Source organism: Trabulsiella odontotermitis (assembly GCF_030053895.1).
Taxonomy (GTDB): Bacteria; Pseudomonadota; Gammaproteobacteria; order Enterobacterales; family Enterobacteriaceae; genus Trabulsiella; species Trabulsiella odontotermitis_C.
In genome coordinates, this window is sequence record NZ_CP125781.1 from 2,933,751 (window position 1) to 2,958,996 (window position 25,246).

The 25,246-nt window shown below is 55.0% G+C and carries 26 protein-coding genes and 1 riboswitch; of the genes, 9 read left to right on the top strand and 17 right to left on the bottom strand.

Annotated elements, in window-relative coordinates:
- Positions 1 to 32: 32 nt before the first annotated feature.
- Positions 33 to 131: riboswitch (TPP riboswitch) on the bottom strand.
- 237 nt (positions 132 to 368) lie between these two features.
- Positions 369 to 698 carry an RcnB family protein gene (locus QMG90_RS14065; RefSeq protein WP_283280257.1) on the top strand — a complete coding sequence of 110 codons (330 nt, stop codon included), beginning with the start codon at positions 369 to 371 and terminating at the stop codon, positions 696 to 698.
- A 39-nt stretch (positions 699 to 737) separates the two neighbouring features.
- Here the strand turns inward: QMG90_RS14065 and apbC are convergent, their stop codons facing one another.
- On the bottom strand, positions 738 to 1,847 hold the full coding sequence (apbC, locus tag QMG90_RS14070) for an iron-sulfur cluster carrier protein ApbC (RefSeq protein WP_283280258.1): 1,110 nt from the start codon (positions 1,845 to 1,847) through the stop codon (positions 738 to 740).
- Between the two features lie 136 nt (positions 1,848 to 1,983).
- Between apbC and metG the strand changes: the two genes are divergently transcribed.
- Positions 1,984 to 4,017: a methionine--tRNA ligase gene (gene metG / locus QMG90_RS14075; protein WP_283280259.1), complete on the top strand. Its 2,034-nt coding sequence runs from the start codon at positions 1,984 to 1,986 to the stop codon at positions 4,015 to 4,017.
- 35 nt (positions 4,018 to 4,052) lie between these two features.
- On the opposite strand, the gene rlmC is transcribed toward metG, so the two are convergent.
- The 10 genes from rlmC to QMG90_RS14125 form a co-directional block, all read right to left on the bottom strand.
- On the bottom strand, positions 4,053 to 5,189 hold the full coding sequence (gene rlmC / locus QMG90_RS14080) for a 23S rRNA (uracil(747)-C(5))-methyltransferase RlmC (RefSeq protein ID WP_283280260.1): 1,137 nt from the start codon (positions 5,187 to 5,189) through the stop codon (positions 4,053 to 4,055).
- 42 nt (positions 5,190 to 5,231) lie between these two features.
- Positions 5,232 to 5,666 carry a YbjO family protein gene (locus QMG90_RS14085; RefSeq protein ID WP_283283967.1) on the bottom strand — a complete coding sequence of 145 codons (435 nt, stop codon included), beginning with the start codon at positions 5,664 to 5,666 and terminating at the stop codon, positions 5,232 to 5,234.
- A 105-nt stretch (positions 5,667 to 5,771) separates the two neighbouring features.
- Entirely contained in the window at positions 5,772 to 6,617 is an 846-nt protein-coding gene (gene potI, locus QMG90_RS14090; RefSeq protein ID WP_283280261.1) for a putrescine ABC transporter permease PotI, read from the bottom strand.
- Positions 6,614 to 7,567, bottom strand: a complete 954-nt coding sequence (gene potH, locus QMG90_RS14095) for a putrescine ABC transporter permease PotH (protein WP_283280262.1) — start codon at positions 7,565 to 7,567, stop codon at positions 6,614 to 6,616. Before potH ends, potI begins: the two co-directional genes overlap by 4 nt.
- Positions 7,568 to 7,576: 9 nt before the next feature.
- Positions 7,577 to 8,710 (bottom strand): putrescine ABC transporter ATP-binding subunit PotG, encoded by a 1,134-nt coding sequence (gene potG, locus QMG90_RS14100; RefSeq protein ID WP_283280263.1) that lies wholly within the window; start codon positions 8,708 to 8,710, stop codon positions 7,577 to 7,579.
- A gap of 142 nt (positions 8,711 to 8,852) precedes the next feature.
- Positions 8,853 to 9,965, bottom strand: a complete 1,113-nt coding sequence (gene potF / locus QMG90_RS14105) for a spermidine/putrescine ABC transporter substrate-binding protein PotF (RefSeq protein WP_283280264.1) — start codon at positions 9,963 to 9,965, stop codon at positions 8,853 to 8,855.
- Positions 9,966 to 10,349: 384 nt separating this feature from the next.
- Positions 10,350 to 10,829 carry a type III secretion system chaperone family protein gene (locus QMG90_RS14110; RefSeq protein ID WP_283280265.1) on the bottom strand — a complete coding sequence of 160 codons (480 nt, stop codon included), beginning with the start codon at positions 10,827 to 10,829 and terminating at the stop codon, positions 10,350 to 10,352.
- An 86-nt stretch (positions 10,830 to 10,915) separates the two neighbouring features.
- Entirely contained in the window at positions 10,916 to 11,818 is a 903-nt protein-coding gene (gene rimK, locus QMG90_RS14115; RefSeq protein WP_283280266.1) for a 30S ribosomal protein S6--L-glutamate ligase, read from the bottom strand.
- 83 nt (positions 11,819 to 11,901) lie between these two features.
- On the bottom strand, positions 11,902 to 12,624 hold the full coding sequence (gene nfsA / locus QMG90_RS14120; protein ID WP_283280267.1) for an oxygen-insensitive NADPH nitroreductase: 723 nt from the start codon (positions 12,622 to 12,624) through the stop codon (positions 11,902 to 11,904).
- Positions 12,608 to 12,898 (bottom strand): YbjC family protein, encoded by a 291-nt coding sequence (locus QMG90_RS14125; protein ID WP_283280268.1) that lies wholly within the window; start codon positions 12,896 to 12,898, stop codon positions 12,608 to 12,610. The genes nfsA and QMG90_RS14125 overlap by 17 nt, the downstream gene beginning before the upstream one ends.
- A gap of 163 nt (positions 12,899 to 13,061) precedes the next feature.
- On the opposite strand from QMG90_RS14125, the gene QMG90_RS14130 reads away from it, so the two are divergent.
- Positions 13,062 to 13,325, top strand: coding sequence for a GrxA family glutaredoxin (locus tag QMG90_RS14130; RefSeq protein WP_038159980.1), 264 nt, complete (start codon positions 13,062 to 13,064; stop codon positions 13,323 to 13,325).
- 28 nt (positions 13,326 to 13,353) lie between these two features.
- Here the strand turns inward: QMG90_RS14130 and QMG90_RS14135 are convergent, their stop codons facing one another.
- The gene (locus QMG90_RS14135) at positions 13,354 to 13,728 is read right to left on the bottom strand and encodes an inner membrane protein YbjM (protein ID WP_283280269.1); all 375 of its coding nucleotides are present in this window, start codon (positions 13,726 to 13,728) and stop codon (positions 13,354 to 13,356) included.
- Between the two features lie 276 nt (positions 13,729 to 14,004).
- Between QMG90_RS14135 and QMG90_RS14140 the strand changes: the two genes are divergently transcribed.
- From QMG90_RS14140 to QMG90_RS14150, 3 genes are all read left to right on the top strand, one after another.
- Entirely contained in the window at positions 14,005 to 15,690 is a 1,686-nt protein-coding gene (locus tag QMG90_RS14140) for an aspartate:alanine antiporter (protein WP_283280270.1), read from the top strand.
- A 240-nt stretch (positions 15,691 to 15,930) separates the two neighbouring features.
- The gene (locus tag QMG90_RS14145; protein WP_283280271.1) at positions 15,931 to 17,133 is read left to right on the top strand and encodes an MFS transporter; all 1,203 of its coding nucleotides are present in this window, start codon (positions 15,931 to 15,933) and stop codon (positions 17,131 to 17,133) included.
- Positions 17,133 to 17,945, top strand: a complete 813-nt coding sequence (locus QMG90_RS14150) for a Cof-type HAD-IIB family hydrolase (protein WP_283280272.1) — start codon at positions 17,133 to 17,135, stop codon at positions 17,943 to 17,945. The genes QMG90_RS14145 and QMG90_RS14150 overlap by 1 nt, the downstream gene beginning before the upstream one ends.
- Positions 17,946 to 17,948: 3 nt before the next feature.
- Here QMG90_RS14150 and QMG90_RS14155 read toward each other — a convergent pair whose 3' ends face one another.
- Positions 17,949 to 19,181 carry an MFS transporter gene (locus tag QMG90_RS14155; protein WP_283280273.1) on the bottom strand — a complete coding sequence of 411 codons (1,233 nt, stop codon included), beginning with the start codon at positions 19,179 to 19,181 and terminating at the stop codon, positions 17,949 to 17,951.
- Between the two features lie 302 nt (positions 19,182 to 19,483).
- On the opposite strand from QMG90_RS14155, the gene ybjG reads away from it, so the two are divergent.
- Positions 19,484 to 20,092: an undecaprenyl-diphosphate phosphatase gene (gene ybjG, locus QMG90_RS14160; protein WP_283283968.1), complete on the top strand. Its 609-nt coding sequence runs from the start codon at positions 19,484 to 19,486 to the stop codon at positions 20,090 to 20,092.
- A 71-nt stretch (positions 20,093 to 20,163) separates the two neighbouring features.
- On the top strand, positions 20,164 to 20,922 hold the full coding sequence (gene deoR, locus QMG90_RS14165; protein WP_283280274.1) for a DNA-binding transcriptional repressor DeoR: 759 nt from the start codon (positions 20,164 to 20,166) through the stop codon (positions 20,920 to 20,922).
- Between the two features lie 27 nt (positions 20,923 to 20,949).
- Here the strand turns inward: deoR and dacC are convergent, their stop codons facing one another.
- A complete protein-coding gene (gene dacC, locus QMG90_RS14170) occupies positions 20,950 to 22,149 on the bottom strand; it encodes a serine-type D-Ala-D-Ala carboxypeptidase (RefSeq protein ID WP_283280275.1) in 1,200 nt (399 codons plus the stop codon).
- Between the two features lie 240 nt (positions 22,150 to 22,389).
- Between dacC and QMG90_RS14175 the strand changes: the two genes are divergently transcribed.
- On the top strand, positions 22,390 to 23,016 hold the full coding sequence (locus QMG90_RS14175) for a glutathione S-transferase family protein (protein WP_283280276.1): 627 nt from the start codon (positions 22,390 to 22,392) through the stop codon (positions 23,014 to 23,016).
- Here the strand turns inward: QMG90_RS14175 and QMG90_RS14180 are convergent, their stop codons facing one another.
- From QMG90_RS14180 to QMG90_RS14190, 3 genes are all read right to left on the bottom strand, one after another.
- Entirely contained in the window at positions 23,017 to 24,126 is a 1,110-nt protein-coding gene (locus tag QMG90_RS14180; RefSeq protein ID WP_283280277.1) for a PQQ-dependent sugar dehydrogenase, read from the bottom strand.
- 108 nt (positions 24,127 to 24,234) lie between these two features.
- Positions 24,235 to 24,618 (bottom strand): biofilm formation regulator BssR, encoded by a 384-nt coding sequence (locus QMG90_RS14185; RefSeq protein WP_283280278.1) that lies wholly within the window; start codon positions 24,616 to 24,618, stop codon positions 24,235 to 24,237.
- A gap of 150 nt (positions 24,619 to 24,768) precedes the next feature.
- Positions 24,769 to 25,227: a (2Fe-2S)-binding protein gene (locus tag QMG90_RS14190; RefSeq protein ID WP_283280279.1), complete on the bottom strand. Its 459-nt coding sequence runs from the start codon at positions 25,225 to 25,227 to the stop codon at positions 24,769 to 24,771.
- Positions 25,228 to 25,246 lie beyond the last annotated feature (19 nt).

The following is a 25,246-nucleotide window of genomic DNA, read 5'->3' on the forward strand; positions in this document are numbered from 1 at the left end:
ATGCTCCTGCCAGGTCGTGAAGAAGTGATGACCGGACAGGTCTCTGACTTCCCTACGCTGGCATTATCCAGATCAGGTGGTACGGGTCTTTCTCAGCCTTCACCGTGTGAAGGGCACCCCGAGTCATAGTATTTCGACTTGCAGAATAAGCAGGTCATCCGCAGGATGCAAGCGCTGCTCAGAAATCTGGTGATATCTGCCAACTGCCGGAGAAGTTCAGAGAAATCCGGTTATCCGTAGCGCTAATGTTCAACCTGGTTACAATTTTCCCTGAACATATTATTCTCTGGTTCGCTTAAGATAATCTTTCCCCTGCTCACGCCAGTGGTTATGCGGGGCTGGTACCAGACTGATTTTGTGGAGAAATAATGGGTAAGTGTAGATTGCTGTTTCTCAGCGCACTGCTGGCAGTGGCGGGTGCAACCTGGGCCGCACCGGCAACGGTGTCGACGTCAGGCATTCAAAAATATGAACTCGATGGATTTATCGCCGATTTTACCCACTTCAAAATCGGGGACACAGTGCCGGAGCTGTATCGCACTGATGAATACAAGATTAAACAGTGGCAGTTGCGGAATCTGCCAGCACCCGATGCCGGAACGTACTGGACTTACATGGGTGAGAACTACGTGCTGGTTTCGGAGGCTGACGGCAAAATCCTGAAAGCCTACGACGGTGATATTTTCTACCACCGCTGACGGACAGGTGCTACGCCACACGCGTAGCACCCTCTGACGTTACACCGCGCGGAACGCAATCTCGCTCGGGATCACTTCGCCCATCCAGTACAGCTGCGAGGCCACGCGACCAGCCAGCTGACGATAGGATGCGGTAAATTCACTCTCCGGGCGGCTGACCACGGTCGGCGTACCTCGATCGAGATCTTCACGCAGGCTGATATGCAGCGGCATCTGACCGAGTAGCTCAGTGTGATACTGCTGCGCCAGCTTCTCTGCCCCACCAGTGCCGAAAATCGGCTCATGATGACCGCAGTTGCTGCAGATATGCATACTCATGTTTTCGACGATCCCCAGTACCGGCAGATCGACTTTCTCGAACATCACAATGCCTTTTTTGGCGTCGATCAGCGCCACGTCCTGCGGCGTCGTCACCACCACGGCACCGGTAACCGGGATATTCTGCGCCAGCGTCAGCTGGATATCGCCGGTGCCTGGCGGCATGTCCAGCACCAGATAGTCGAGATCCGGCCACAGGGTCTCCTGCAACATTTGCAACAGCGCTTTGCTGGCCATCGGGCCGCGCCACACCATCGCGTTATCATCAGTGACCAGATAACCGATTGAGTTCGTCGCCAGACCAAATTTCATGATTGGCGCCATATGGGTGCCATCCGGCGACGTCGGGCGCTGATCTTCCGCGCCTAACATCATCGGCACCGACGGGCCATAAATGTCAGCATCGAGAATACCAACTTTCGCCCCTTCCGCCGCCAGCGCCAGCGCCAGGTTGACCGCCGTGGAGGATTTCCCCACGCCGCCTTTACCGGAGCTGATGGCAATAATATTTTTCACGCCGTTGACGCCCGGCTGATTCTTCACGCGTTTCATCGTGGCAATGCTGTGTGACAGCTTCCAGTCGATCGCTTTCGCACCAGTGATGCGCAGCAGCTCAGCGCTGCATTCGTCTTTCAGCGCTTCAAACGCGCTCTGCCAGACAAACGGCATCTGAATTTCGATATGCACAACGTCGTCCAGCAGGGCGACATGATGCAACGCCTTCAGCGTCGTCAGGTTGTGCTTCAGGGTTGGGTGCTGAAAATTGGCCAGCGTCCCGGCGACCATCGCACGCAGGCGCTCCGGGGAAGTGGCCTGGGATTGTGAACTCATCCCGACTCCTTTGTTCTTGTGAGTAAACGCGTTAATCAACAAGTTTACCTGAAAGGCTCAGGTTTGTGCTTACTTAATAATGACCCTTTTGGTAATATCGAAAGCCCTTTTCACTATCAAAGAAGTAATATCCACTATGACTCATGTCGCGAAAAAAATTCTGGTAACGTGCGCGCTGCCGTACGCCAACGGCTCAATCCACCTCGGCCACATGCTGGAGCATATCCAGGCTGATGTCTGGGTCCGTTACCAGCGAATGCGCGGCCACGAGGTTAACTTCATCTGTGCGGACGATGCTCACGGCACGCCAATCATGCTGAAAGCGCAGCAACTGGGGATCACCCCGGAGCAGATGATTACCGAAATGAGTCAGGAGCATCAGACCGATTTTGCTGGCTTTGATATCAGCTATAACAACTATCACTCCACGCACAGCGACGAAAACCGCGAGCTGTCGGAGCTGATTTACACGCGCCTGAAAGAGAACGGTTTTATTAAAAACCGCACCATTTCTCAGCTCTACGATCCGGAAAAAGGTATGTTCCTGCCGGACCGTTTTGTGAAAGGCACCTGCCCGAGATGTAAATCCCCGGATCAGTACGGCGATAACTGCGAAGTGTGCGGCGCGACCTACAGCCCGACCGAGCTTATCGATCCGAAATCCGTGGTCTCCGGCGCGACGCCAGTGATGCGTGAATCCGAACACTTCTTCTTTGACCTGCCGTCATTCAGCGAAATGCTGCAGGCGTGGACCCGTAGCGGCGCGCTGCAGGAGCAGGTGGCGAATAAAATGCAGGAATGGTTTGAATCCGGCCTGCAGCAGTGGGATATCTCCCGCGATGCGCCGTACTTCGGTTTTGAAATTCCAAACGCGCCGGGCAAATATTTCTACGTCTGGCTGGATGCGCCAATTGGTTACATGGGCTCTTTCAAGAACCTGTGCGACAAGCGCGGCGACACCGTCAGCTTTGACGAATACTGGAAGAAAGACTCCGACGCCGAACTGTACCATTTCATCGGCAAAGACATCGTTTACTTCCACAGCCTGTTCTGGCCGGCGATGCTTGAAGGCAGCGGTTTCCGCAAACCAACTAATCTGTTCGTTCACGGCTATGTGACGGTGAACGGCGCGAAGATGTCGAAATCTCGCGGCACCTTCATCAAGGCCAGCACCTGGCTGAACCATTTTGACGCCGACAGCCTGCGTTACTACTACACGGCGAAACTCTCTTCCCGCATCGACGACATCGACCTGAACCTGGAAGATTTCGTGCAGCGCGTGAATGCCGACATCGTCAACAAAGTGGTTAACCTGGCCTCGCGTAACGCGGGCTTTATCGCCAAACGTTTTGATGGCGTGCTGGCGGCTGAACTGGCTGACCCGGCGCTGTATCAGACCTTCGTTGACGCCGCAGACACCATCGCGGACGCGTGGGAAAGCCGTGAATTCGGTAAAGCGATTCGTGAGATCATGGCGCTGGCCGATGTCGCTAACCGCTATGTGGACGATCAGGCACCGTGGGTGGTGGCGAAGCAGGAAGGCCGCGACGCCGATCTACAGGCCATTTGTACCATGGGTCTGAATATGTTCCGCGTGTTGATGACCTGGCTGAAGCCGGTGCTGCCGTCACTGACTGAACGCGCTGAAGCATTCCTCAATACCGAACTGACCTGGGATGCAATTCAGCAGCCGCTGCTCAGTCACAAGGTGAACACCTTCAAAGCACTGTATAACCGCATTGAGATGAAACAGGTCGATGCGCTGGTGGAAGCCTCGAAAGAAGAGGTGAAAGCTGCTGCCGCACCGGTCACCGGCCCGCTGGCGGACGATCCGATTCAGGAAACCATCACCTTTGATGATTTCGCGAAAGTGGATTTGCGTATCGCGCTGATTGAAAATGCGGAATTCGTTGACGGCTCCGACAAGCTGTTGCGCCTGACGCTGGATCTCGGCGGCGAGAAACGTAACGTCTTCTCCGGCATTCGTTCCGCGTACCCGGAACCGCAGGCGCTGATTGGCCGTCTGACGGTGATGGTCGCCAACCTGGCGCCGCGTAAAATGCGCTTTGGCATCTCTGAAGGGATGGTGATGGCCGCCGGTCCTGGCGGGAAAGACATCTTCCTGTTAAGCCCGGACAGCGGTGCGCAGCCGGGCCAGCAGGTCAAATAACGCTTTCACTCTCGGGCAACGTTACGTTGCCCGATTTATTTCTCGTCAACTCTGATCAACAACGTCAGCACTTCATAATGGGCGGTATGCGGAAACATATCGAACAGTTGTACTCGCTCAATGCGGTACCCCGAAAGATGGCGAAAATCACTGGCCATCGTCTGCGCATTACAACTCGAATAGATGATAAATGACGGCGCCATCTGGCTCAGGTAGTCGCACAGCGCTTTACCGATGCCGCGTCGCGGCGGGTTGACCAGCACCAGATCGGGAATATCGCCCTGCCCGGTGGCAAACCGCGTGGAGTCCAGCGCCTGAAAATGCAGGTTTTGCAACCCCAGTTCCGCCGCTGACTGTTTCGCGCAGGCAATAGCTTCTGGCGAAATTTCAATACCGGTTAAGGTCATCTCCGGCGTTGCGCAATGCAGACCAAAACCGCCGACGCCACAGAACAGATCCCACATATGCTGAACCGGCAGTTGCCGCACCCAGTCGCGGGCGGTGGCATACAGCTGGCTCGCCACCGTCGGGTTGGTCTGGAAAAAACTTTGTGGGCGGATCCACAGCGGGACGCCGTTAAACGTCTCCGCCAGTGCCTGCTGTTCCGTAAAGAAGATCTCCTGCTCCCCTTCCATGATGGCCATATGCACCGGCTGAATATTGGCAGTGATCACCTTAAGCTGCGGCAATTGTGCCTTCAGCCATGGCAAGGCCACGCGTAACTGCTCCAGTTTGCTTTCCGAACGCAGCACAAAACGCAGCATCATGCCGCCGTCGCGCTGGCTTTCGGTCAGCAGCAGATACTTCAGCTCACCGCGTTTACGGGCGACGTTATAGGGCGTCAGCCCTGCGCGGGCAATAAACGGTTTGAGGGCGGCAAACACCGGGTAAAACGAGGCCGGATAGAGCGGACAGGCGGTCAGATCTTCCGGCGTGCCGTCACGGTGTAACATGCCGAGTAGCGGTTTTTCCACGCTACCGCTGACCACCATTTTGGCTTTATTACGAAACCCCTGCTCCGAGCCACTGACCGGCGCACACCACGCTGTCACCGGCATGGACGCCAGCAGATGGCAGAGATCATCCATTTTTGCCGTGAGTTGTTCGCTGATCGGCTGCGCTATCCACTGACAGGAGCGACAACGACCAGCATCATAGAGTGCGCACTGCATACCAAAGCCTTAATGAATTCAGGGGCGGGGATTGTATCACCGTTATTGTAAGCGGAAAAACCGACGGCTCGCGGAGGGGATAAAAAGCAGAAGCAGCACCAGGATATCAGGAAGTTTTTGCATCATCAGCGAGCGGAAAATTTCCCGTTTCGAGCCACCGGCGATGCTGAAAAGTTCCGGATAACCGTACCCGAGCGACGATGCCCAGAGATAACCGGTGGTGATAATTTGCGTCAGCAGATACAGCCAGCGCGCCCAGTTGCGCCCTTTCACCAGCGAAAAAGCGCAGTAAATTTCGATAAACACCAGCGCCAGGCTACTGAGGAAAACCAGCGTCAGGCTCCACGTCTGCACACTACGGTGAATAAATTCCCCGATGCCGCGGATGCCGAGCAGGTTGAAGATCATCAGTAAATCCAGCGCCCGGATCAGGATAATGGCGAGCGCCGCCACCTGCACAATGGCAGGGACGTTCATGCGGGCATGCGACTGACGTGTTTTGGTAAAAAATCCCACAGCTGACTTCCCTGAAAACTGTGCCGCGACGGGCGCGGCACTTTCGCGGAGGAAATAGTAAATCCTTCAGCCACGTCTTGCACGCTGGATATCGCGCACCCGCTGCTTTTCTGCGCGAGCCATTAAATACCAGGCGATTAAACCAACAATCCCCACTACACCGAGGATCAACGTTGCCAGGGCGTTAATCTCCGGGTTAACCCCCATACGCACACTGGAGAAAACCAGCATCGGCAAGGTGGTGGCACCCGGACCGGAGACGAAACTCGCGATCACCAGATCATCAAGCGACAGCGTGAACGCCAGCAGCCAGCCGGAAATCACCGCGGGCATAATCATCGGCAGCGTAATGATGAAAAAGACCTTCAGCGGCGTGGCGCCAAGATCCATCGCCGCCTCTTCGATGGAGCGATCCAGCTCACGCAGACGCGAGGAGATCACCACCGCCACATACGCCGTACAGAAAGTGACGTGCGCCAGCCAGATGGTCAGCATACCGCGTTCAGACGGCCAGCCGATGGCGTGACCGAGGGCGACAAACAGCAACAACAGCGACAGACCGGTGATCACGTCCGGCATGACCAGCGGCGCGGTGATCATAAAGGCAAAACCGTTGGAGCCGCGAAAACGCCCGAAACGTACCATTACTACAGCAGCAATGGTGCCGAGGATCGCCGCTATGGTCGCCGCCAGCGCCGCGATGGTCAGACTCAGCCCCACGGCGCTCATCATGGCGTCGTCATGAAACAGTTCGCTGTACCAGCGCGTGGACCAGCCGGCCCACACCGTCACCAGTTTTGAACTGTTAAAGGAGTAGATCACCAGCATCAGCATTGGCGCATACAGAAAGGTAAACCCGAGCACCAGAATAAAAATACGCCACGGGGAGCGCACTACTGGCAGATTGTTCATCCGTGTTCCCCCATTTGTTTTTGCTGATGCTTATGGAACCACATGATCGGCACAATCAGCAGCAGCAACATGATAATCGCCACCGCAGACGCCACCGGCCAGTCACGGTTATTGAAGAATTCCTGCCACAGTACGCGACCAATCATGATACTGTCTGGCCCACCGAGCAGTTCCGGGATCACAAACTCCCCGACCGCCGGAATGAACACCAGCATCGAACCGGCAATAATGCCGCCCTTGGTTAACGGCACAATCACGCTGAAGAAGGTTTTCAGCGGACGCGCGCCGAGATCGAGCGAGGCTTCCACCAGCGAGTAGTCAATACGGGTCAGCGCGGTGTAAATCGGCAGCACCATGAACGGCATATAGGCATAGACAATCCCGATGTACACCGCGAGATTGGTGTGCAGGATCGTCAGCGGCTGATCGATAATTCCCGCCCACATCAGGAAATTATTCAGTACGCCGTTGTTTTTCAGGATCCCCATCCAGGCATACACGCGAATCAAGAACGAGGTCCACGACGGCAAAATCACCAGCAACAACAGGATATTGCGTGTGGACGGTCGGCTGTGCGCCACCGCCCAGGCCAGCGGGTAACCCAACAGCAGACAACAGAACGTGGAGATCGCCGCCACCTGCAGCGACTGCAGGTACGCTTCAAAATAGAGCGGATCATCAGTCAGTTGCAGGAAATTGCCGATGTTCAGCGTCAGGCTGAGCTGGTCGTCCGCCCATTCCAGCAGGTCAGTATACGGCGGGATCGCCCGCGCCATCTCGGCAAGGCTGATTTTGAACACAATCAGGAACGGCAGCAAAAACAGCAGGATCAGCCAGATGTACGGCAGCGCGATCACCAGCTTGCGACCATGCAGCATCTGCATACGCGCCAGCCACGGTGCAAATCCCGTCGGTTTTATGGCGCGAACAGGTGGTTCTAATGTACTCATCGCCCCTCCTTACACCGTCAGGACCACACAGCTGTCAGCATCCCAACACAGCCGCACTTCATCGCCCCAGGTCGGCAGACCTTTGCGGTAGCGATGGGCATTCTGCAACTGAGCGCTGAGCATCTGACCGCTTTTGAGACGCACATGATAAATAGAGAGATCGCCAAGATAGGCGATGTGCACCACTTCGCCGACGGCAAAATTGAAGCCATCCGCTGGCGGCTCTTCGCAGAGCATGATTTTTTCCGGCCGCAACGCGACGTACACCGGCACGTTGTCCACCACGGAGGCGTCCGGGTCGACCTTCAGCGGATGCACAAGCCCTGGCGAGTCAATCACCAGACCATCATCCTGGCGATCTTTCAGCATCCCCTCGAAGACATTCACCGAGCCAATAAATTCTGCGCTGTAGCGGGTGGTCGGATGCTCGTAAATCTCTTCCGGTTCGCCGATCTGCACGAACTTACCGCGGTTCATGATGGCGATACGCCCGGCCATGGTCATCGCCTCTTCCTGATCGTGAGTCACCATCACGCAGGTCACGCCGACGCGCTCCAGAATATCCACCACTTCGAGCTGCATCCGGTCGCGCAGTTTTTTATCCAGCGCGCCCATCGGTTCGTCGAGCAGCAGCAGCTTTGGCCGCTTCGCCAGGCTGCGCGCCAGCGCCACACGCTGACGTTGCCCGCCAGAGAGCTGATGCGGTTTGCGTTTAGCAAATTCCTGCATATGTACCAGCGTGAGCATCTCCTGCACCCGACTGGTGATTTCCGCTTTCGGCAGTTTGTCCTGCTTCAGGCCGAATGCAATGTTTTGCTCCACCGTCATGTGCGGAAACAGCGCGTAGGATTGAAACATCATATTGATCGGTCGCTGGTAAGGCGGCACGCTGGAAAGATCGACACCGTCGAGCACAATTTGCCCGGCGGTGGGGTGTTCAAACCCGGCCAGCATACGCAGCAGCGTGGATTTCCCGCAGCCAGAGGGGCCGAGCAGGGCAAAAATTTCGCCTTTGTAGATAGTCAGACTGACGTCATCAACGGCATGTTGTCCGTCGAAGGATTTCGTGAGGTTGCGGATTTCCAGCAGCGGGGTCAGCGCTTTGCGGGTTTTCGCCTGTGGGCGGGGTGTCGCGTCATTCAATCGGGTGCTCTCCGGCAAAAAACAAGCATCAGTATGGACCGGTGCCATACAAAGTCGTTGTAGTGCAGGCGCACCACAGCGGTGCGCCTGTTGCCGGGCAATGAAACCTGCCCGGCGGGTAAAGCGTGTCGAAAAGCGCTAATTACTTCCCGCTTTTGACTTTCGTCCATGCACGGGTACGTACGCGGTCAATCTTCGGATCCTGTACTTTCAGGGTGAACAGTTTGGCCTGCACATCTGCTGGCGGGTAGATGCCAGGGTTAGTACGAACCTCTTCGCTCACCAGCGCCGTCGCCTCTTTGTTGACGTTGGCGTAGTACACATGGTCAGAGATATGGGCGATCACGTCCGGACGCAGCAGGTAGTTCAGGAACTGGTACGCTTCATCTTTGTTTTTCGCATCCGCTGGCATCGCGAATACATCAAAGAATGCCAGCGCCCCTTCTTTCGGGATGGAATAAGAAATATTCACACCGTTTTTCGCTTCTTTCGCGCGGTTCGCTGCCTGCCATACGTCGCCCGCCCAGCCGATAGCCACGCAGATATCGCCGTTTGCCAGGTCGTTGATGTATTGCGAAGAGTGGAAGTAACGAATGTTCGGACGCAGCTTCAGCAGCAGCTCTGTCGCCGGACCGGTGTAGTCATCCGCTTTGGTGCTGTTCGGATCTTTGCCAAGGTAGTTCAGCACGGTGGCAAACACCTCTTCCGGCGCATCAAGGAAGGACACGCCGCAGCTTTTCAGTTTTTCCAGATTTTCTGGTTTCAGGATCAGATCCCAGCTGTTCAACGGGGCATCCGCCCCCAACGCCGCTTTGACTTTATCGACGTTATAGCCAATACCGGTGGTCGCCCACATATACGGCATTGCGTATTTGTTACCCGGGTCGTGACGCGCGATAAGCTTCAGCAGTTCCGGATCGAGGTTTTTCCAGTTCGGCAGTTTGCTCTTATCGAGCGGCTGGAACACACCGGCCGCCAACTGGCGTTCAAGGAAGCTGGCAGACGGAACGACCAGATCAAACCCGGTACTGCCCGCCATCAGTTTGCCTTCCAGTACTTCATTGGAATCAAACACGTCGTAAACCACTTTAATACCGGTTTCTTTTTCGAAATTCGCCACCGTGTCCGGCGCGATATAGTCAGACCAGTTATAGACATGCAGGGTTTTCTGTTCAGCCGCGAGCGAACCAGCAGACACGGCCATCAGCGCACCCGTCACCAGACCGGTTAACCATTTCTTACTAAAAGCGGTCATATCTCTTTCCTTCTCAACGATTGTTAATAAATGAACCAAAATATTGGAGCCTGGAAGCATGCAAAAACCATGCATATTTTGTCATTGTGTCCAGAAAAGGAGAGACGGCGCTCCCCTGCGGTTACAGCTCGCTTTTGCGGCGTAATCCCACCGTTATTAATGAGATATCACCGGGGCATCGCAAGAATAACTGTAGCCAGGGTTGCAGGCTATAGCTCAGATTAAAAAACGCCTTTTATCAATTTTTTATGCAAGATCACTCTATTCGATAGAGCTTACAGGTCGGAATGGTGGTGAATAATTCTTTAATGAAAGGTTAAATGCAGAATAATAAAACGGAACAGGCAGCCGCGCTGGCAGCGACTGCGCTTATCAAAGGGGGGATCAGTGAAGAAAATGGTACTGAATCTCTTCTTTTGGCAGCTCTTCTTCTTCTGGCTTGTAGAGCAACTGATGCGCTGAAGCCTCAAGGATCACCATCGAAATCTGCTCTTCACTCTGGCGGACAAACCAGGAGAATTGCTCAAGCGACACCCCAGCACCGGCGGATAAAGACTGGCAAACCACCAGTTTTGGCAGATTATCATCCTGAATATCCAGGAACGCTTTGATGGTCAGCGAGCTGGCGTTGATGGAAGAGAGATCGGCGGAGAGCGTCAGCAGCGCGGAGGGCTTCACTTCGGCAAGCGCGGAAAAGAGGATGACATTATCAAGAAGATCGATTTTGGCATCGAAAATCCCGTCAAAATTTTGCATATGCGGCAGGTGCAACGCCTGACAGGTATCGCATTCGAAAAAGTTTATGCCGAGTTCATCGAGCCACTGACGTAACGTGTCAAGACCCGGAACGACGAGTGAAGCCATATGCCTGAGACCTTTAGCTGAGAAATAACGGGGCACATATTACGCATAAAGTCTGACATATACTATGAAAGCCGTCGAAAATGGCATCATCCGCCAGTTTTCAGACAGAATCCCGGCTGCGCGTGACGCTCAATCCATTGAATCATACGCCCGGCAATATCAATGCCGGTAGTTTTCTCAATGCCTTCCAGCCCCGGCGACGCATTGACCTCCATCACCAACGGCCCGCGTGACGCCCGCAAAATGTCAACGCCCGCCACATCCAGACCGAGCGTTTGCGCGGCTTTAATGGCGATTTCCCGCTCGCGCGGCGTGATATTGGCGATCGTCGCCACCCCGCCCCGGTGCAGATTCGAACGAAAATCGCCGTCTTTTGCCCGCCGTTCAATGGCGGCGACCACTTCATTGCCCACCACCAGGCAGCGAATATCACGCCCTTTCGCCTCCTGGATATACTCCTGCACCAGAATATGGGCGTTTAGCCCGCGAAACGCGTCAATCACGCTTTCTGCCGCCTGGCGCGTTTCCGCCAGCACCACGCCAATCCCCTGCGTCCCTTCCACCAGTTTAACCACCAGCGGCGCGCCGCCGACCATGTCGATGAGATCGCTGGTGTCGTCCGGGGAATGGGCGATGCCGGTCATCGGCAGGTCGATCCCCTGACGCGCCATCAGTTGCAGCGAGCGCAGTTTGTCGCGCGCGCGCATGATCGCCACCGATTCATTCAGCGGATAGCTGCCGAGCATTTCAAACTGGCGCAGCGCCGCCGTACCGTAATAGGTAATGGCGGAACCAATGCGAGGAATGACGGCATCAAAATGGGGAAGCTGACGGCCTTTATAATGAATGGAGGAGGCCGCCGGATTGATATTCATATAACAGGAGAGCGGATCGAGGATTTCGACCAGATGACCGCGCTTCATCGCGGCCTCCCGCAGGCGTTTACAGGACCAGAGTGTTCCGTCCCGGGACAATATGGCAATCTTCATCCTGCACCTCTTCTGACGTCTGAAAAAGACCTTGGGAAAGTGGGCGTATCATACACTTAGTCAGGCGCAGGCTGAACGGGATTTTAACGTGTCGCCCAACCTTGTTTATGTAAGTAATCAAGGATAAACGGACGCGTTTCTTTGATAACGGTGCGACGAATATGATCACTCCAGGTATCCCGGCGCGTATTGCTGTTGCGCGACAGATAGTAACTGGCCATTTCTTCGTCGTATTGCGCCAGAATCTGTTCATCGACCGGCTGATACTGGTTTTCATGCACCAGCATCGCCGCAGGCATTCGCGGTTTCACGCCCGGATCGTCCGCCGGCCAGCCGAGGCACAGACCAAACAGCGGCAGCACATGTTTCGGCACTTTCAGCGCCTCACCCACCGCTTCAATGTTGTTTCGAATGCCTCCGATGAAAACACCGCCCAGGCCTAACGACTCTGCCGCTGCCATCGCGTTCTGCCCCATCATCGCCGTATCCACCGCACCGAGCAGTAACTGTTCTGCCCTTCCCAGACTGGCATCAGGGCAGATTTGCAAAAGGCGATTAAAATCGGCGCAAAATACCCAAAACTCCGCCGCCTGCGCGACATGTTGCTGACCGCCAGTAAGCGTGACGAATTGTGCGCGGAGACTGGGGTCAGTGACGCGAATAATCGAACTGCACTGCAAAAAACTGGAGCTGGAAGCCGCCTGCGCGCTGGCGATAATAGCGTTGCGCTGCGCCTCGCTTATTGGCTTGTCGGTAAAATGGCGGATGGATCGGTGGCTACGCAGCAGATCAATGGTCGGCGTCATCACGTTTTTTCCTTTCAGAATGTGAAGAAGAGGTTTTGTCGCTCTGCATCAGCTGTGGCGCAATACCCTGCGCCAGTTTCCAGAACAGTGCGAAAGCCGCCGGAAGCATCAGGAAAATCCCCGCGAAAATCATCACGACGGCCGCCATCTGGCTGGCAAAAGGCGCAGGCAAACTGATGTACTGGTTCAGCGACAGCCACGCCAGGGCGAGTAATATCATCCCTGCCGCTTCGAGGATCAGAACGCTTTTCGGTAGCGCGCCGAGCGATTTCATGGATGTTCTCCGGCAGACTCTTTTCAGATGAGAATAACAAGAGTCATTATCAATACAAACCCTAAGCAATCGAAACGACAGGTAAAACCTTCTTTCCCTCTCACGCTGCTGGCGTCATCATAAGCGCTATTCGCCGTCAGGCTTTAGGTTAAGGAGAGAAACAATGTTTGCTGTTATTTTTGGTCGTCCGGGTTGCCCTTACTGTGTTCGCGCAAAAGAACTGGCTGAAAAACTGACCACAGAGCGTGACGATTTCAACTACCGTTATGTTGATATTCATGCGGAAGGGATCACCAAGGCTGATCTGGAAAAAACCGTCGGTAAACCGGTCGAAACCGTACCGCAGATTTTTGTCGATCAAACGCACATCGGTGGTTGCACAGATTTTGAAGCGTGGGCGAAAGAGAATCTCGGCCTGTTCGCGTAACGTTTTATTGACGCCCTGCCCCAGGGCGTCAACGATCGCTGCGTTTGTTACCCAGCAGACTGCAGATAAACAACCCGCACAGCGCACCCAGCGCGCACCAGAATACGGCACTGAATAACCATGCCAGTTCCTGCCAGAAAGAACGTTGCGTCGCCAGATAAACGCGCATCAGCAGAAGACATAATGGCATCGCCAGAATCGCGCCCAGCACCGGACGCACAACGCTTCCCCTGACGGAAATGATACTCGCCAGCGCACCCGGTATGAGGAAAAAGAGTAAACCCAGTTCAGAATTTCCGGACGCAGAAAACGCGCCTTTCATATGCAAAGAAACGGAAAAGCAGACCACAATAAAAAGTAAGAAACAGCAGGCCACGCCTACCCAGCCATGTTCAGACTTCAAAGAATCCTCCTGACAGCATCTCTATCAAACTCACGATTTGCCCCGAAAGGCCCCAGTCAGATAAAGCATTCAGGCATTCCATGCCAATAAGCGCTTACACGTATAAAAACGATTGTGACTAGCCGTAGCATCGCGGAACGATTAAACTAACGGGCTTAATTTGATGGTTATTACCGCTTCAGGGAAAGCGCATTTTCCCTTTCAGATTCTTGGGAAACCTTAGCCCAAATAACCATTTCTTTCAACAACTTACTAGTAAACAAGAAGTTAGCTTCCGTGAATATAAACGTCGCAGATTTGTTAAATGGGAATTACATCCTGTTATTATTTGTGGTACTGGCGCTCGGTCTTTGTCTTGGGAAATTGCGTCTGGGTCCGGTCCAACTCGGTAATTCCATTGGCGTTTTAGTGGTCTCCCTCTTATTAGGTCAACAGCATTTCAGCATTAACACTGACGCATTAAATCTGGGCTTTATGCTGTTTATTTTTTGTGTGGGCGTGGAAGCCGGACCTAACTTTTTCTCTATTTTTTTTCGCGACGGTAAGAATTATCTGATGCTGGCGCTGGTGATGGTCGGTAGCGCGCTAATAATTGCCTTAGCGCTCGGAAAACTGTTTGGCTGGGATATTGGCCTGACGGCCGGTATGCTGGCTGGTTCGATGACCTCAACGCCGGTGCTGGTTGGCGCGGGCGATACGCTCCGCCATTCCGGGATGACCGGAACGCAACTTTCTTCGGCGCTTGACCACCTGAGCCTTGGCTACGCCCTGACCTATCTGATTGGTCTGGTGAGCCTGATTGTTGGCGCACGCTATCTGCCGAAACTGCAGCATCAGGATCTGCAAACCAGCGCGCAGCAAATCGCCCGCGAGCGCGGTCTTGATACCGACATTAATCGCAAAGTCTACCTGCCGGTCATTCGCGCTTATCGCGTCGGTCCTGAGCTGGTCGCCTGGGCTGATGGCAAGAATCTGCGCGAGCTGGGGATTTATCGCCAGACGGGCTGCTATATTGAACGCATTCGCCGCAACGGTATTCTCGCCACACCAGATGGTGATGCGGTTTTGCAACTGGGCGACGAAATCGCGCTGGTGGGTTACCCGGATGCCCATTCCCGTCTCGACCCCAGTTTCCGTAACGGTAAAGAAGTGTTCGACCGCGACCTGCTGGACATGCGCATCGTAACGGAAGAGATCGTGGTGAAAAACCATAACGCCGTCGGTCGCCGCCTGGCGCAGCTCAAACTGACCGACCACGGCTGCTTCCTTAACCGCGTGATCCGCAGCCAGATCGAAATGCCAATCGACGACAACGTGGTGCTTAACAAAGGCGATGTATTACAGGTCAGCGGCGATACGCGCCGGGTAAAAACCATTGCCGATCGCATTGGATTTATCTCGATTCACAGTCAGGTGACCGACCTGCTCGCTTTCTGCGCTTTCTTCATCATCGGCCTGATGATCGGCATGATCTCCTTCCAGTTCAGCACCTTTAGCTTTGGCGTCGGTAACGCCGCTGGCCTGCTGTTCGCCGGGATCATGCTCGGCTTCCTGCGTGCCAACCACCCGACCTTCGGCTATATTCCGCAGGGTGCGCTGAACATGGTGAAAGAGTTCGGTCTGATGGTGTTTATGGCGGGCGTGGGCCTGAGCGCAGGCAGCGGTCTGACCCACAGCCTCGGGGCGGTCGGCGGGCAAATGCTGATCGCCGGATTGATCGTCAGCCTGGTGCCGGTGGTGATTTGCTTCCTGTTCGGGGCATATGTTTTACGAATGAACCGCGCGCTACTGTTCGGCGCCATGATGGGCGCCCGCACCTGCGCCCCGGCGATGGAAATTATTAGCGATACCGCACGCAGTAACATCCCGGCGCTGGGCTACGCAGGCACCTATGCGATAGCGAACGTACTGCTGACGCTGGCGGGTACGCTCATCATCATCATCTGGCCGGCATTAGGATAAAACTGAAGTTTGCAAGCAGCAGAAAAAATTTATGTGAACTACAGAACTTTTTTATCGGACATCAGTCATAAGTAATGCCACTGCTTTTCTTTGATGTCCCCATTTTGTGGAGCCCATCAACCCCGCCGTTTCGGTTCAAGGTTGATGGGTTTTTTCTTTTCTGCCCCCCTTCTGAACCCACGACAGCCCTGCCCGCTTTCTGCTACTGTGTCGGGTATCATTTTTATCAGGCGTTATCGGATGACGACAGAACACTCTCGCAAAGCCCTGCGGTTACGTATGTGGGCACTGTTTACTTTGTTTTTCCTTCCTGGCTTATTGATGGCCTCCTGGGCAACCCGCACACCGGCGATCCGTGATGTGTTATCCGTTTCCACGGCCGAAATGGGCGTCGTGCTGTTTGGCCTTTCGGTCGGGTCAATGAGCGGTATTCTCTGTTCCGCATGGCTGGTCAAACGCTACGGCACACGAAATGTCATTCGTGCCACCATGTCCTGCGCGGTGCTGGGCATTATTATTCTGAGTGTTGCGCTGTGGCTCGCCTCGCCGCTGGTGTTCGCTCTCGGCTTGTGCGTTTTCGGCGGCAGCTTTGGTGCGGCGGAAGTGGCGATTAACGTTGAAGGCGCCACCGTTGAGCGTGAAATGAATAAAACCGTGCTGCCGATGATGCACGGGTTTTACAGTTTCGGCACCCTGGTCGGTGCCGGGATCGGCATGATGGTGACCGGGTTTGGCGTGCCGGCCAGCATCCACATTTTGCTGGCCGGGCTGGTGGGCATTGCGCCGATTGTCATTGCCATCCGCGCGATCCCCGACGGCACGGGCCGCAATTCAGCGGAAGAAGCGCATCTGCAAAAAAAAGGGGTGCCGTTTTATCGCGATATCCAGTTGATGCTGATCGGCGTGGTGGTGCTGGCAATGGCGTTTGCCGAAGGCTCCGCCAACGACTGGCTGCCACTGTTGATGGTGGATGGTCACGGCTTCAGCCCTACTTCCGGCTCCCTGATTTATGCGGGGTTTACGCTCGGCATGACCATCGGACGATTCACCGGCGGCTGGTTTATTGACCGCTACAGCCGCGTGGCCGTGGTTCGCGCCAGCGCCATGATGGGCGCGCTGGGGATCGCATTGATTATTTTCGTCGACAGCGCCTGGGTGGCAGGGGTTTCCGTGGTGCTCTGGGGGCTCGGCGCCTCGCTGGGCTTTCCGCTCACTATTTCCGCCGCCAGCGATACCGGCCCGGATGCCCCGACGCGCGTCAGCGTAGTGGCGACCACCGGATATCTGGCGTTTCTGGTGGGCCCGCCGCTGCTCGGCTTCCTCGGCGAACACTACGGCCTGCGCAGCGCCATGCTGGTCGTCCTGATGCTGGTGCTGATTGCCGCGCTGGTGGCACGTGCGGTCGCGAAACCTGATGCTGAACCTGTCATGGAGAAAAATTGATGAGCGTAAAACTGATTGCTGTCGATATGGACGGCACCTTTCTGAACGACGCAAAAACCTATAACCGTGCGCGATTTCTGCAGCAGTACCAGCGTATGAAGCAGCAGGACATTCGTTTCGTGGTCGCCAGCGGCAACCAGTATTACCAGTTGAAATCCTTCTTTCCCGAGATTGCCGCAGAGATTGCGTTTGTCGCCGAAAACGGCGGCTGGGTGGTGAATGCCGAAGAAGATGTCTACAACAGCGACCTGCCAAAATCCCATTTTGATCAGGTAGTGCGCTATCTGCAGACACGATCGGAGTTTGAAATCATCGCCTGCGGCAAAAATAGCGCCTACACCCTGCGCAAGTACGATGACGCGTTCGTCACCATGGCGACGCGTTATTACCATCGTCTGGAGCGCGTGGACGATTTCAACAACATTGACGACACCTTCCTCAAGTTTGGCCTGAACATCGACGACAGTCTGGTGCCTGAGATGCAGGCGCTGCTGCACGAGGAGCTGGGCGATATCATGACCGCAGTAACCACCGGACACGGCAGCATCGATTTAATCATTCCGGGTATTCATAAAGCTAACGGTCTGAGGCTGTTGCAGGCGCAATGGGGTATTGAGGATAAAGACGTGCTGGCGTTTGGCGACAGTGGTAACGATCTCGAAATGCTGCGTCAGGCGGGTTACGGTTTTGCGATGGCGAATGCTTCACCGGCAGTGAAAGCGGTCGCCCGTTTCGAAGCGCCGCATAACAACGATGAAGGCGTGCTGGAAATTATCGAAAAGGCGCTCAATCAGGACGTGCCGTTTCGTTAAGCATCATCCTTCTCGCGAGGCGCCGACGGTTTTATCTTTCAGGAAATAGACCGTCAGCGCCAGCCACAGGACGCCGTTCAGCAGGTTGAAGACGCTGAACAGACCGTTACCGCCCCACAGGTAAGCATATTTACTGACTTCAATGCCGATGGTAAAAATCAGCATCTGCAACATGCCCATCGCGGCGGAGACTGTGCCTTTGCTGATGTCGCTGGCAAACAACGTCAGACGCACCAGGCCGGCGTTCGCGATGCCGATGCCAAATGCGTAAAGACTGAGCCCGGCCGTCATCCACAAATACGCATGGCCGGAGACCACTGTCGCAGCCGCCGCCAGCACCAGCCCGACCATGATCGGCCCGACGCCCATCAGGATCAACGCCCGTACGGTACGACGCGAGGTCAGCCGCGCCAGCACCAGATTACCGATAATCAGCGCGCCAAAAATCGGCACCTGTAACAAGCCATATTCATAAGCGCTGGCCTTTTCGCCACTGATAATAATGATCGGCGACTGGGCAATCCACGCCAGTAACGGCAGGCTGACAAACCCTATTGCCAGCGACCCGGCGACAAAGCGCCGGTTTTTCAGCACCGCACCATAATCCTGTCCCAGATCCTTCAACGAGAGTTTTTCACCGAGCCGCGTGGCGGTTTCCGGCATCGCACGCTGTAAGCCAAAGAAAGCGATACCGGCGAGTACGGCGAAGAGCACAAACATCGTCTCCCAGGGCGCGACATGGACCCACGCTGCGCCCACCAGCGGCCCCAGCAGCGGCGCAATCAACGCGACATTCGCCATCAGAGCGGTGATTTTGATACACACCGCCTCCTCAAAGGATTCCTGTATCGCGGCGTACCCTACCGCGCCAATAAAGCACAGGCTGATCCCCTGCAAAAACCGCAGAAAAGTGAACTGTTCGATATTCTGCGCCAGGAGCGTGGCGAGGCAGGTAATCACAAACCACACCACGCCGGTCAGCATCACCGGGCGGCGACCAACGCGGTCAGACAGCGGCCCTAACAGCCATTGTAAAAACATGCCTCCTGCCAGGTAAGCCGTCATTGACGTCGGCACCCATTCGATGCCCGCCTGATACTGCTCCACCACCGCCAGCATGCCCGGTTGGATCATGTCATTGCCGATATAGGTGGAGAATTCATAGAGCACGAGACAGAGAGGAAACAGTAATGCCTGGCGACCCAGACGTTTACCGGAAAGCGAATGATTTTGCATACCTACTCTTATTCCAAAAAAATCGCGCAAAGTGTAATGAAATCCCCGACAAGGAGATACTACATTGTGGTCGACGACGGCAATTTTTACCTTTTTTCATTCGTTTAAGGTTCGCTTAAGTATCGACTCATATACTTCCAGCAGTAGATGCAGGATCCGGTAACGCGGCTTCAGATTGTTCGTAAACTACGGACAACTCAGACAACGTGAATTTACCGCTGCGGTCATCGCTTTTAAGGTGAAGGCGTATGACATCCGTCTGGCGCGGCATAATTTGCCCCACTGCAATGAGTCTGGAAAGTATGCTGGAAAATATCAATTACACCTTGTTTTCGCTAATTAACGCCACGCCTGCTTCGCCGTCATGGTTAATTTCGCTGGCTATTTTTATCGCCAAAGATCTGATCAGCATTGTGCCGCTGATGGCGGTCGCGCTCTGGTTATGGGGACCGCGCGCGCAGGTCAGCGAGCAGCGCAAACTGGTGATCAAAATCGCGCTGGCGATGGCCATCAGCATGACGCTCTCCTGGCTTGTCGGCCATCTCTATCCGCACGACAGACCCTTTGTCGAGGGCGTCGGCTATAACTTCCTGCATCATGCGCCGGATGACTCTTTCCCGAGCGATCACGGTACCGTTATTTTTACTTTTGCGCTGGCCTTCCTGTTCTGGCATCGCCTGTGGTCAGGAGCGATTCTGATGGTCACCGCCATCACTATTGCCTGGTCGCGCGTTTACCTCGGCGTGCACTGGCCGCTGGATATGCTGGGCGGGCTCCTGACCGGCATGATCGGCTGTCTGGTGGCACAAATGCTCTGGCAGCGTGTTGGGCACGTTATTTATCTGCGGCTGCAGCAGCTTTACCGTTTATGTTTTTCTGTACCCATCCGCAAAGGCTGGGTGCGTGACTAACCCCCGCCACGCAGGTAATATTGTCCACGACGCCCTGCCGATGCAGGGCGCGTTTTCTCTGGCGGGGACATATGGAAACACGGCGGGACGAGCGGATTGGTCAACTGATTCAGGCCTTAAAGCGTAGCGATAAGCTTCACCTTAAAGAAGCTGCGGCATTGCTTGGTGTTTCGGAAATGACCATTCGTCGCGATCTCAACAGCCACAGCGGGCCAGTCGTGCTGCTGGGCGGTTACATTGTGCTGGAGCCCCGCAGTGCCAGTCATTACCTGCTGAGCGATCAAAAATCCCGTCTGGTGGAGGAAAAACGCCGCGCCGCACGCCATGCCGCCGCGCTGCTGGAAGCGCATCAGATGGCATTTTTCGACTGCGGCACCACCACGCCGTGGGTGATTGAAGCCATCGATAACGATCTCCCCTTCACCGGCGTCTGCTACTCGCTGAATACTTTTCTGTCGTTACAGGAAAAACCGCACTGCCGGGTGATCCTCTGCGGTGGCGAATTTCACGCCAGTAACGCCATTTTTAAACCGCTCGATGTTCACGACACTCTCACGCATCTCTGCCCGGATATCGCGTTTTACTCGGCGGCAGGTGTGCATGCGGTTCAGGGCGCGACCTGTTTTAATCTGGAAGAGCTGCCGGTAAAACACTGGGCGATGCGCCAGTCGCGCCGTCACGTGCTGGTGGTTGATCACAGCAAATTTGGTAAAGTGCGCCCGGCAAGAATGGGCGATGTGAAGGTTTTCGATACCATTGCCAGCGACACCCGCCCCGATGACGATCTGGTGGCGCTGGCGAAAATGCACAACATTACGCTGCTGTACTGACCGCGCCGGGCAGCGCGGTCACGATGATCAGAACCAGCCGCCAAACCATTCGTGGAATTTCATCAGCACAAAATCCACGATGCGGCTGAAGAACCCGCCCTCTTTCACCTCTTCCATCACAATCAGCGGACGCTGCTCAATGGTTTTATCGTTGAGTTTAAAGTCGATGGTACCAACAACCTGCCCTTTGCTTAGCGGCGCGGTCAGTTGCGGCTGCGTCAGCGTATAACTGGCTTTCAGGTTTTTCAGTTGGCCTTTCGGGATGGTAATCGAGCCCGCTTCACCGGCACCGAGTTTGGCCTCGCGGCTGTCGCCGTACCAGACGCGTTGCTCGATAAAAGTGGCGTCAGGTTTAATCGGGGTCACGGTTTCATAGAAACGGAACCCCCACGTCAGCAGTTTTTCAGATTCATTAAAACGGATCCGATCAGTTTTGGTGCCCAGCACCACGGCAATCAGACGCATATCCCCCTGGGTGGCAGACGACACCAGATTGTATCCCGCCCCGGCGGTGGTACCGGTTTTCACGCCATCGGCGTTCAGGCTGGTGTTCCACAGCAGTCTGTTACGATTCGGCTGACGGATTTTATTGAACGTGAACTCTTTTTCTTTGTGGATGGCGTACTCATCCGGCACGTCATGGATCATCGCTTTGGTCAACAGTGCCATGTCGCGGGCGGTACTGAACTGCCCCGGCGCATCCAGGCCGTGCACGGTTTTGAAGGTGGTTTTGGTCAGCCCGAGCTTCTGCGCATAACTGTTCATCAGGCCGACAAAGGAGTCCTGACTACCGGCGACGTAATCGGCAATCGCAATACTGGCGTCGTTACCGGACTGAATAATCACCCCTTTATTTAGATCTTCCACCGAGACCTGATCGCCCGGTTTGAGGAACATCACCGACGATCCGCGCAGCGCCGGGTTACCCGTCGCCCAGGCGTCTCTGCCCACCGTCACACTGTCTGTGAGCTTGATTTTGCCTGCTTTCAGCGCCTGACCCACCACATAGCTGGTCATGATTTTCGTCAGGCTGGCGGGATCCAGTTGTTCGTCGGCGTTGCCTTCCGTCAGCACCTTGCCACTGGCGTAATCCATCAGGATCCACGCTCGCGCGTCAACAGCGGGTGCGGCGGGCGCTTGTTCCGCCGCCTGCAGAGAAGGTACAACGAGGAGTAAAAGCGCGGAGCCTGCTGCCAGGCCGCGAAGAGAAAATGCATCACGCGTCATAAGAGCCACCCAAGTATCCATTCCAAAAAACCGCTAATACGCACCAAACGGTGAGTAATAACGTAGAAATGACCGCAAAGAAACAGTGAGTTGGTAAAGTTTTTAAAGTTTAAGCAATAACTCGCCACCGTGCCGAAAACTCAGTGTTTTTTTTGATCACGATTGCTTACCGCCTGACTTTCGCTCAACATGTCTGGTCTTCATCACCTGAATGCAACATCACGAAAGCAGGAGTTTTTTATGATAACGCTGTGGGGCAGAAACAACTCAACGAACGTTAAAAAAGTTCGTTTGACGCTGGAAGAACTCGGGTTACCTTACGATCAGATCCTGGCAGGGATGGAGTTCGGTATTAACCAGGATGCGAACTTCCTGGCGATGAACCCGAACGGTCTGGTGCCGCTGTTACGTGATGACAGCACTGACCTGGTGCTGTGGGAATCCAATACCATCGTACGCTACCTGCTGGCGCAATATGGTCAGGGAAGTTTATGGGTGGAATCGCCAGTGCAACGCGCGCAGGGCGAAAAATGGATGGACTGGGCGAACGGTACGCTCTCTCCGGCGCATCGCGTGATCCTGATGGGGCTGGTGAGAACACCGGTGGAACAACGGGATATGACAGCGATCAACGCGGGCATCGCTAGTTGCGAGCCGCTGTTCGCTATGCTGGATAACGAACTGGCGACACATCGCTGGCTCTCAGGTGACGCGTTTGGCGCAGGTGATATCGCTGTCGCGCCGTTTGTCTATAACCTGTTGCAAACGGTGGAAACCTGGCAGCCGCGCCCTCACCTGCAACGCTGGTACAAACAGCTGGCGGAGCGTCCGGCCTTCCAGAACGTCATCGCTATTCCGGTTACCTGATTAGCGCTGCGGGCTGACTTTCAGCAACTCGCCGTCGGACTCATCGGTTAAGACATACAGATAACCATCGGGTCCGACGCGCACATCACGAATGCGCTGTTGACGATCTCCCAGAATGCGCCCATCTTCGGTGACCTTTTTGCCGTCAACGCTCAGCACAATCACATCTTCATCTTTCAACGCACCGATAAACAGCTTCTGTTGCCATTGCGGGAAGGTCTTCGCGTTGTAGAACGCCATGCCGCTCACCGCCGGGGATTTCTCCCACCAGAACAGCGGCGGCTCCGTGCCAGCCACTTGCTCGCCTTTCGCTTCCGGGATGGGCAATCCGCTGTAATTAATGCCATGCGTCGCCAGCGGCCAGCCATAATTTTTGCCCTTCTCCGGGATGTTAATTTCATCACCGCCGCGCGGCCCGTGCTCGTTAAGCCAGACGGTATTGCTCCACGGATTCAACGCCATGCCCTGTGGATTGCGGATCCCGTACGACCAGATTTCCGGCCGTGCGCCTGCCTTGCCGACAAAGGGGTTATCCTCCGGCACTTTGCCCTGATCCGTCAGGCGCACGACTTTACCCTGTAGCTTGTCCAGATCCTGCGCTGTCGGGCGTTGATTATTCTCGCCTAGGCCGATAAACAAATAGCCTTTGCCGTCAAACACCAGTCGCCCGCCGAAATGGTTGCCGGTGGAAAGTTTTGGCATCTGGCGGAACACCACCTGAAAACCTTCCAGCCGTTTGAGGTCATCACTCAGGCGGCCATAGCCCACGGCGGTACCTGCTTTTCCGTTATCACCGACCTCAGCGTAACTCAGCCAGATCCGGCGCGATTCCCCGTAATCAGGTGCCAGTACCACATCAAACAACCCGCCCTGCCCGTTATTCCAGACGCGCGGTACGCCAGTGATGGGGTCAGAAAGTCCTTTATCCGATTGCCAGTGACGTAACTGCCCGCCACGCAGAGTGATGAGCATGCCGTGATTATCGGGCAAAAACGCCAGCGACCAGGGGTGATCGAGTTTGCGCTGCAATACCTCGACGTTCACCTCTGCGGCATACGCAGAAGACATCAGCATCGCAGAAAGCAGTAGCACAGGAACAGTGAGGCGCATGGCGGGCTCCTTTTATCGACTCTGGAATAAGGTTAGCCAGCACGAACGGGCATGACGGGATTTTTACAAAAACTTAAGCTGACAGGGGGAGCCCCGCTCCCCCCGATTTCAGACATGCGCGTGTGAAGATACGACATCCAGTTTCTGGATGCTTGATGTCAGTGTTTCAAGACAGCGTTCAAGCGTCTCTACGTTAACAGTGATGTATAATGGGCAATCCCGATGCCCGGTCATCAGGCAAATCGCGGCGGACGCGATTGCCTCCCCCGCCTGACGTAGCGCGTCTCGCTCTTCTCGCGTCAGGGACTTCCTGAGTGGTACGACTTCGTTGATCATTTCCTTACACAGTTCAAACAGATTTTCACGTAGATGATCATTTTCGCTGACTGACATGTATCCTTTCGCCTTTCTCAGTTGCAGATAGGCATCGAGGTCGATACGCGCATTGATGAGTTTTTTCATCATGTTGCGTTTCAGTCTGCCAACGCTCATGCTCTTTTCCTCCTCTGTTGTCCCCTGATACCTTCATAGTATGGTCGTTTTTTGTACAGAATGATGAGCGAAGTCAATGTTTGCTGTTTTTCTTAACATCCTTTACAAAGTCACAACACCCGGAGGGGAGCTCCGGGCGAAGCGGTGTGTTTACGATTTCAGTGCGTGATGGATGGAGTCGAGGATCGGCTGATAGCCAGTACAACGGCAGATATTCCCTTCCAGCACATCTTTGAGCTGCGCATCCGTTGGCTGCGGTGTTTTCTCCAGCAGTGCCGTCGTGCTGACCAGCACGCCAGGCGTACAAAACCCACACTGAACGCCGCCCTTTTCAACAAAGGCAGCCTGCAGTTTTTGTGTGATGGGGTTATCGTTCAGCCCTTCCAGGGTGGTGATTTCCGCGTCATCGCACTGAGCGGCCAGTACCAGGCAGGAGCAGACCGCGTTACCATTCATAATCACGGTACAAGCGCCGCACTCCCCGATAGAGCAGCCTTCTTTGGTCGCCGTCAGCCGGAATGTGTCGCGGACCAGGTCCAACAGTCGCATGTTCCCTTCTACCTTCGCTTCAACCAGTTTGCCGTTGATCTTCACATTAATTGTGCTCATGGTTTTGTCCCTTCAGCAG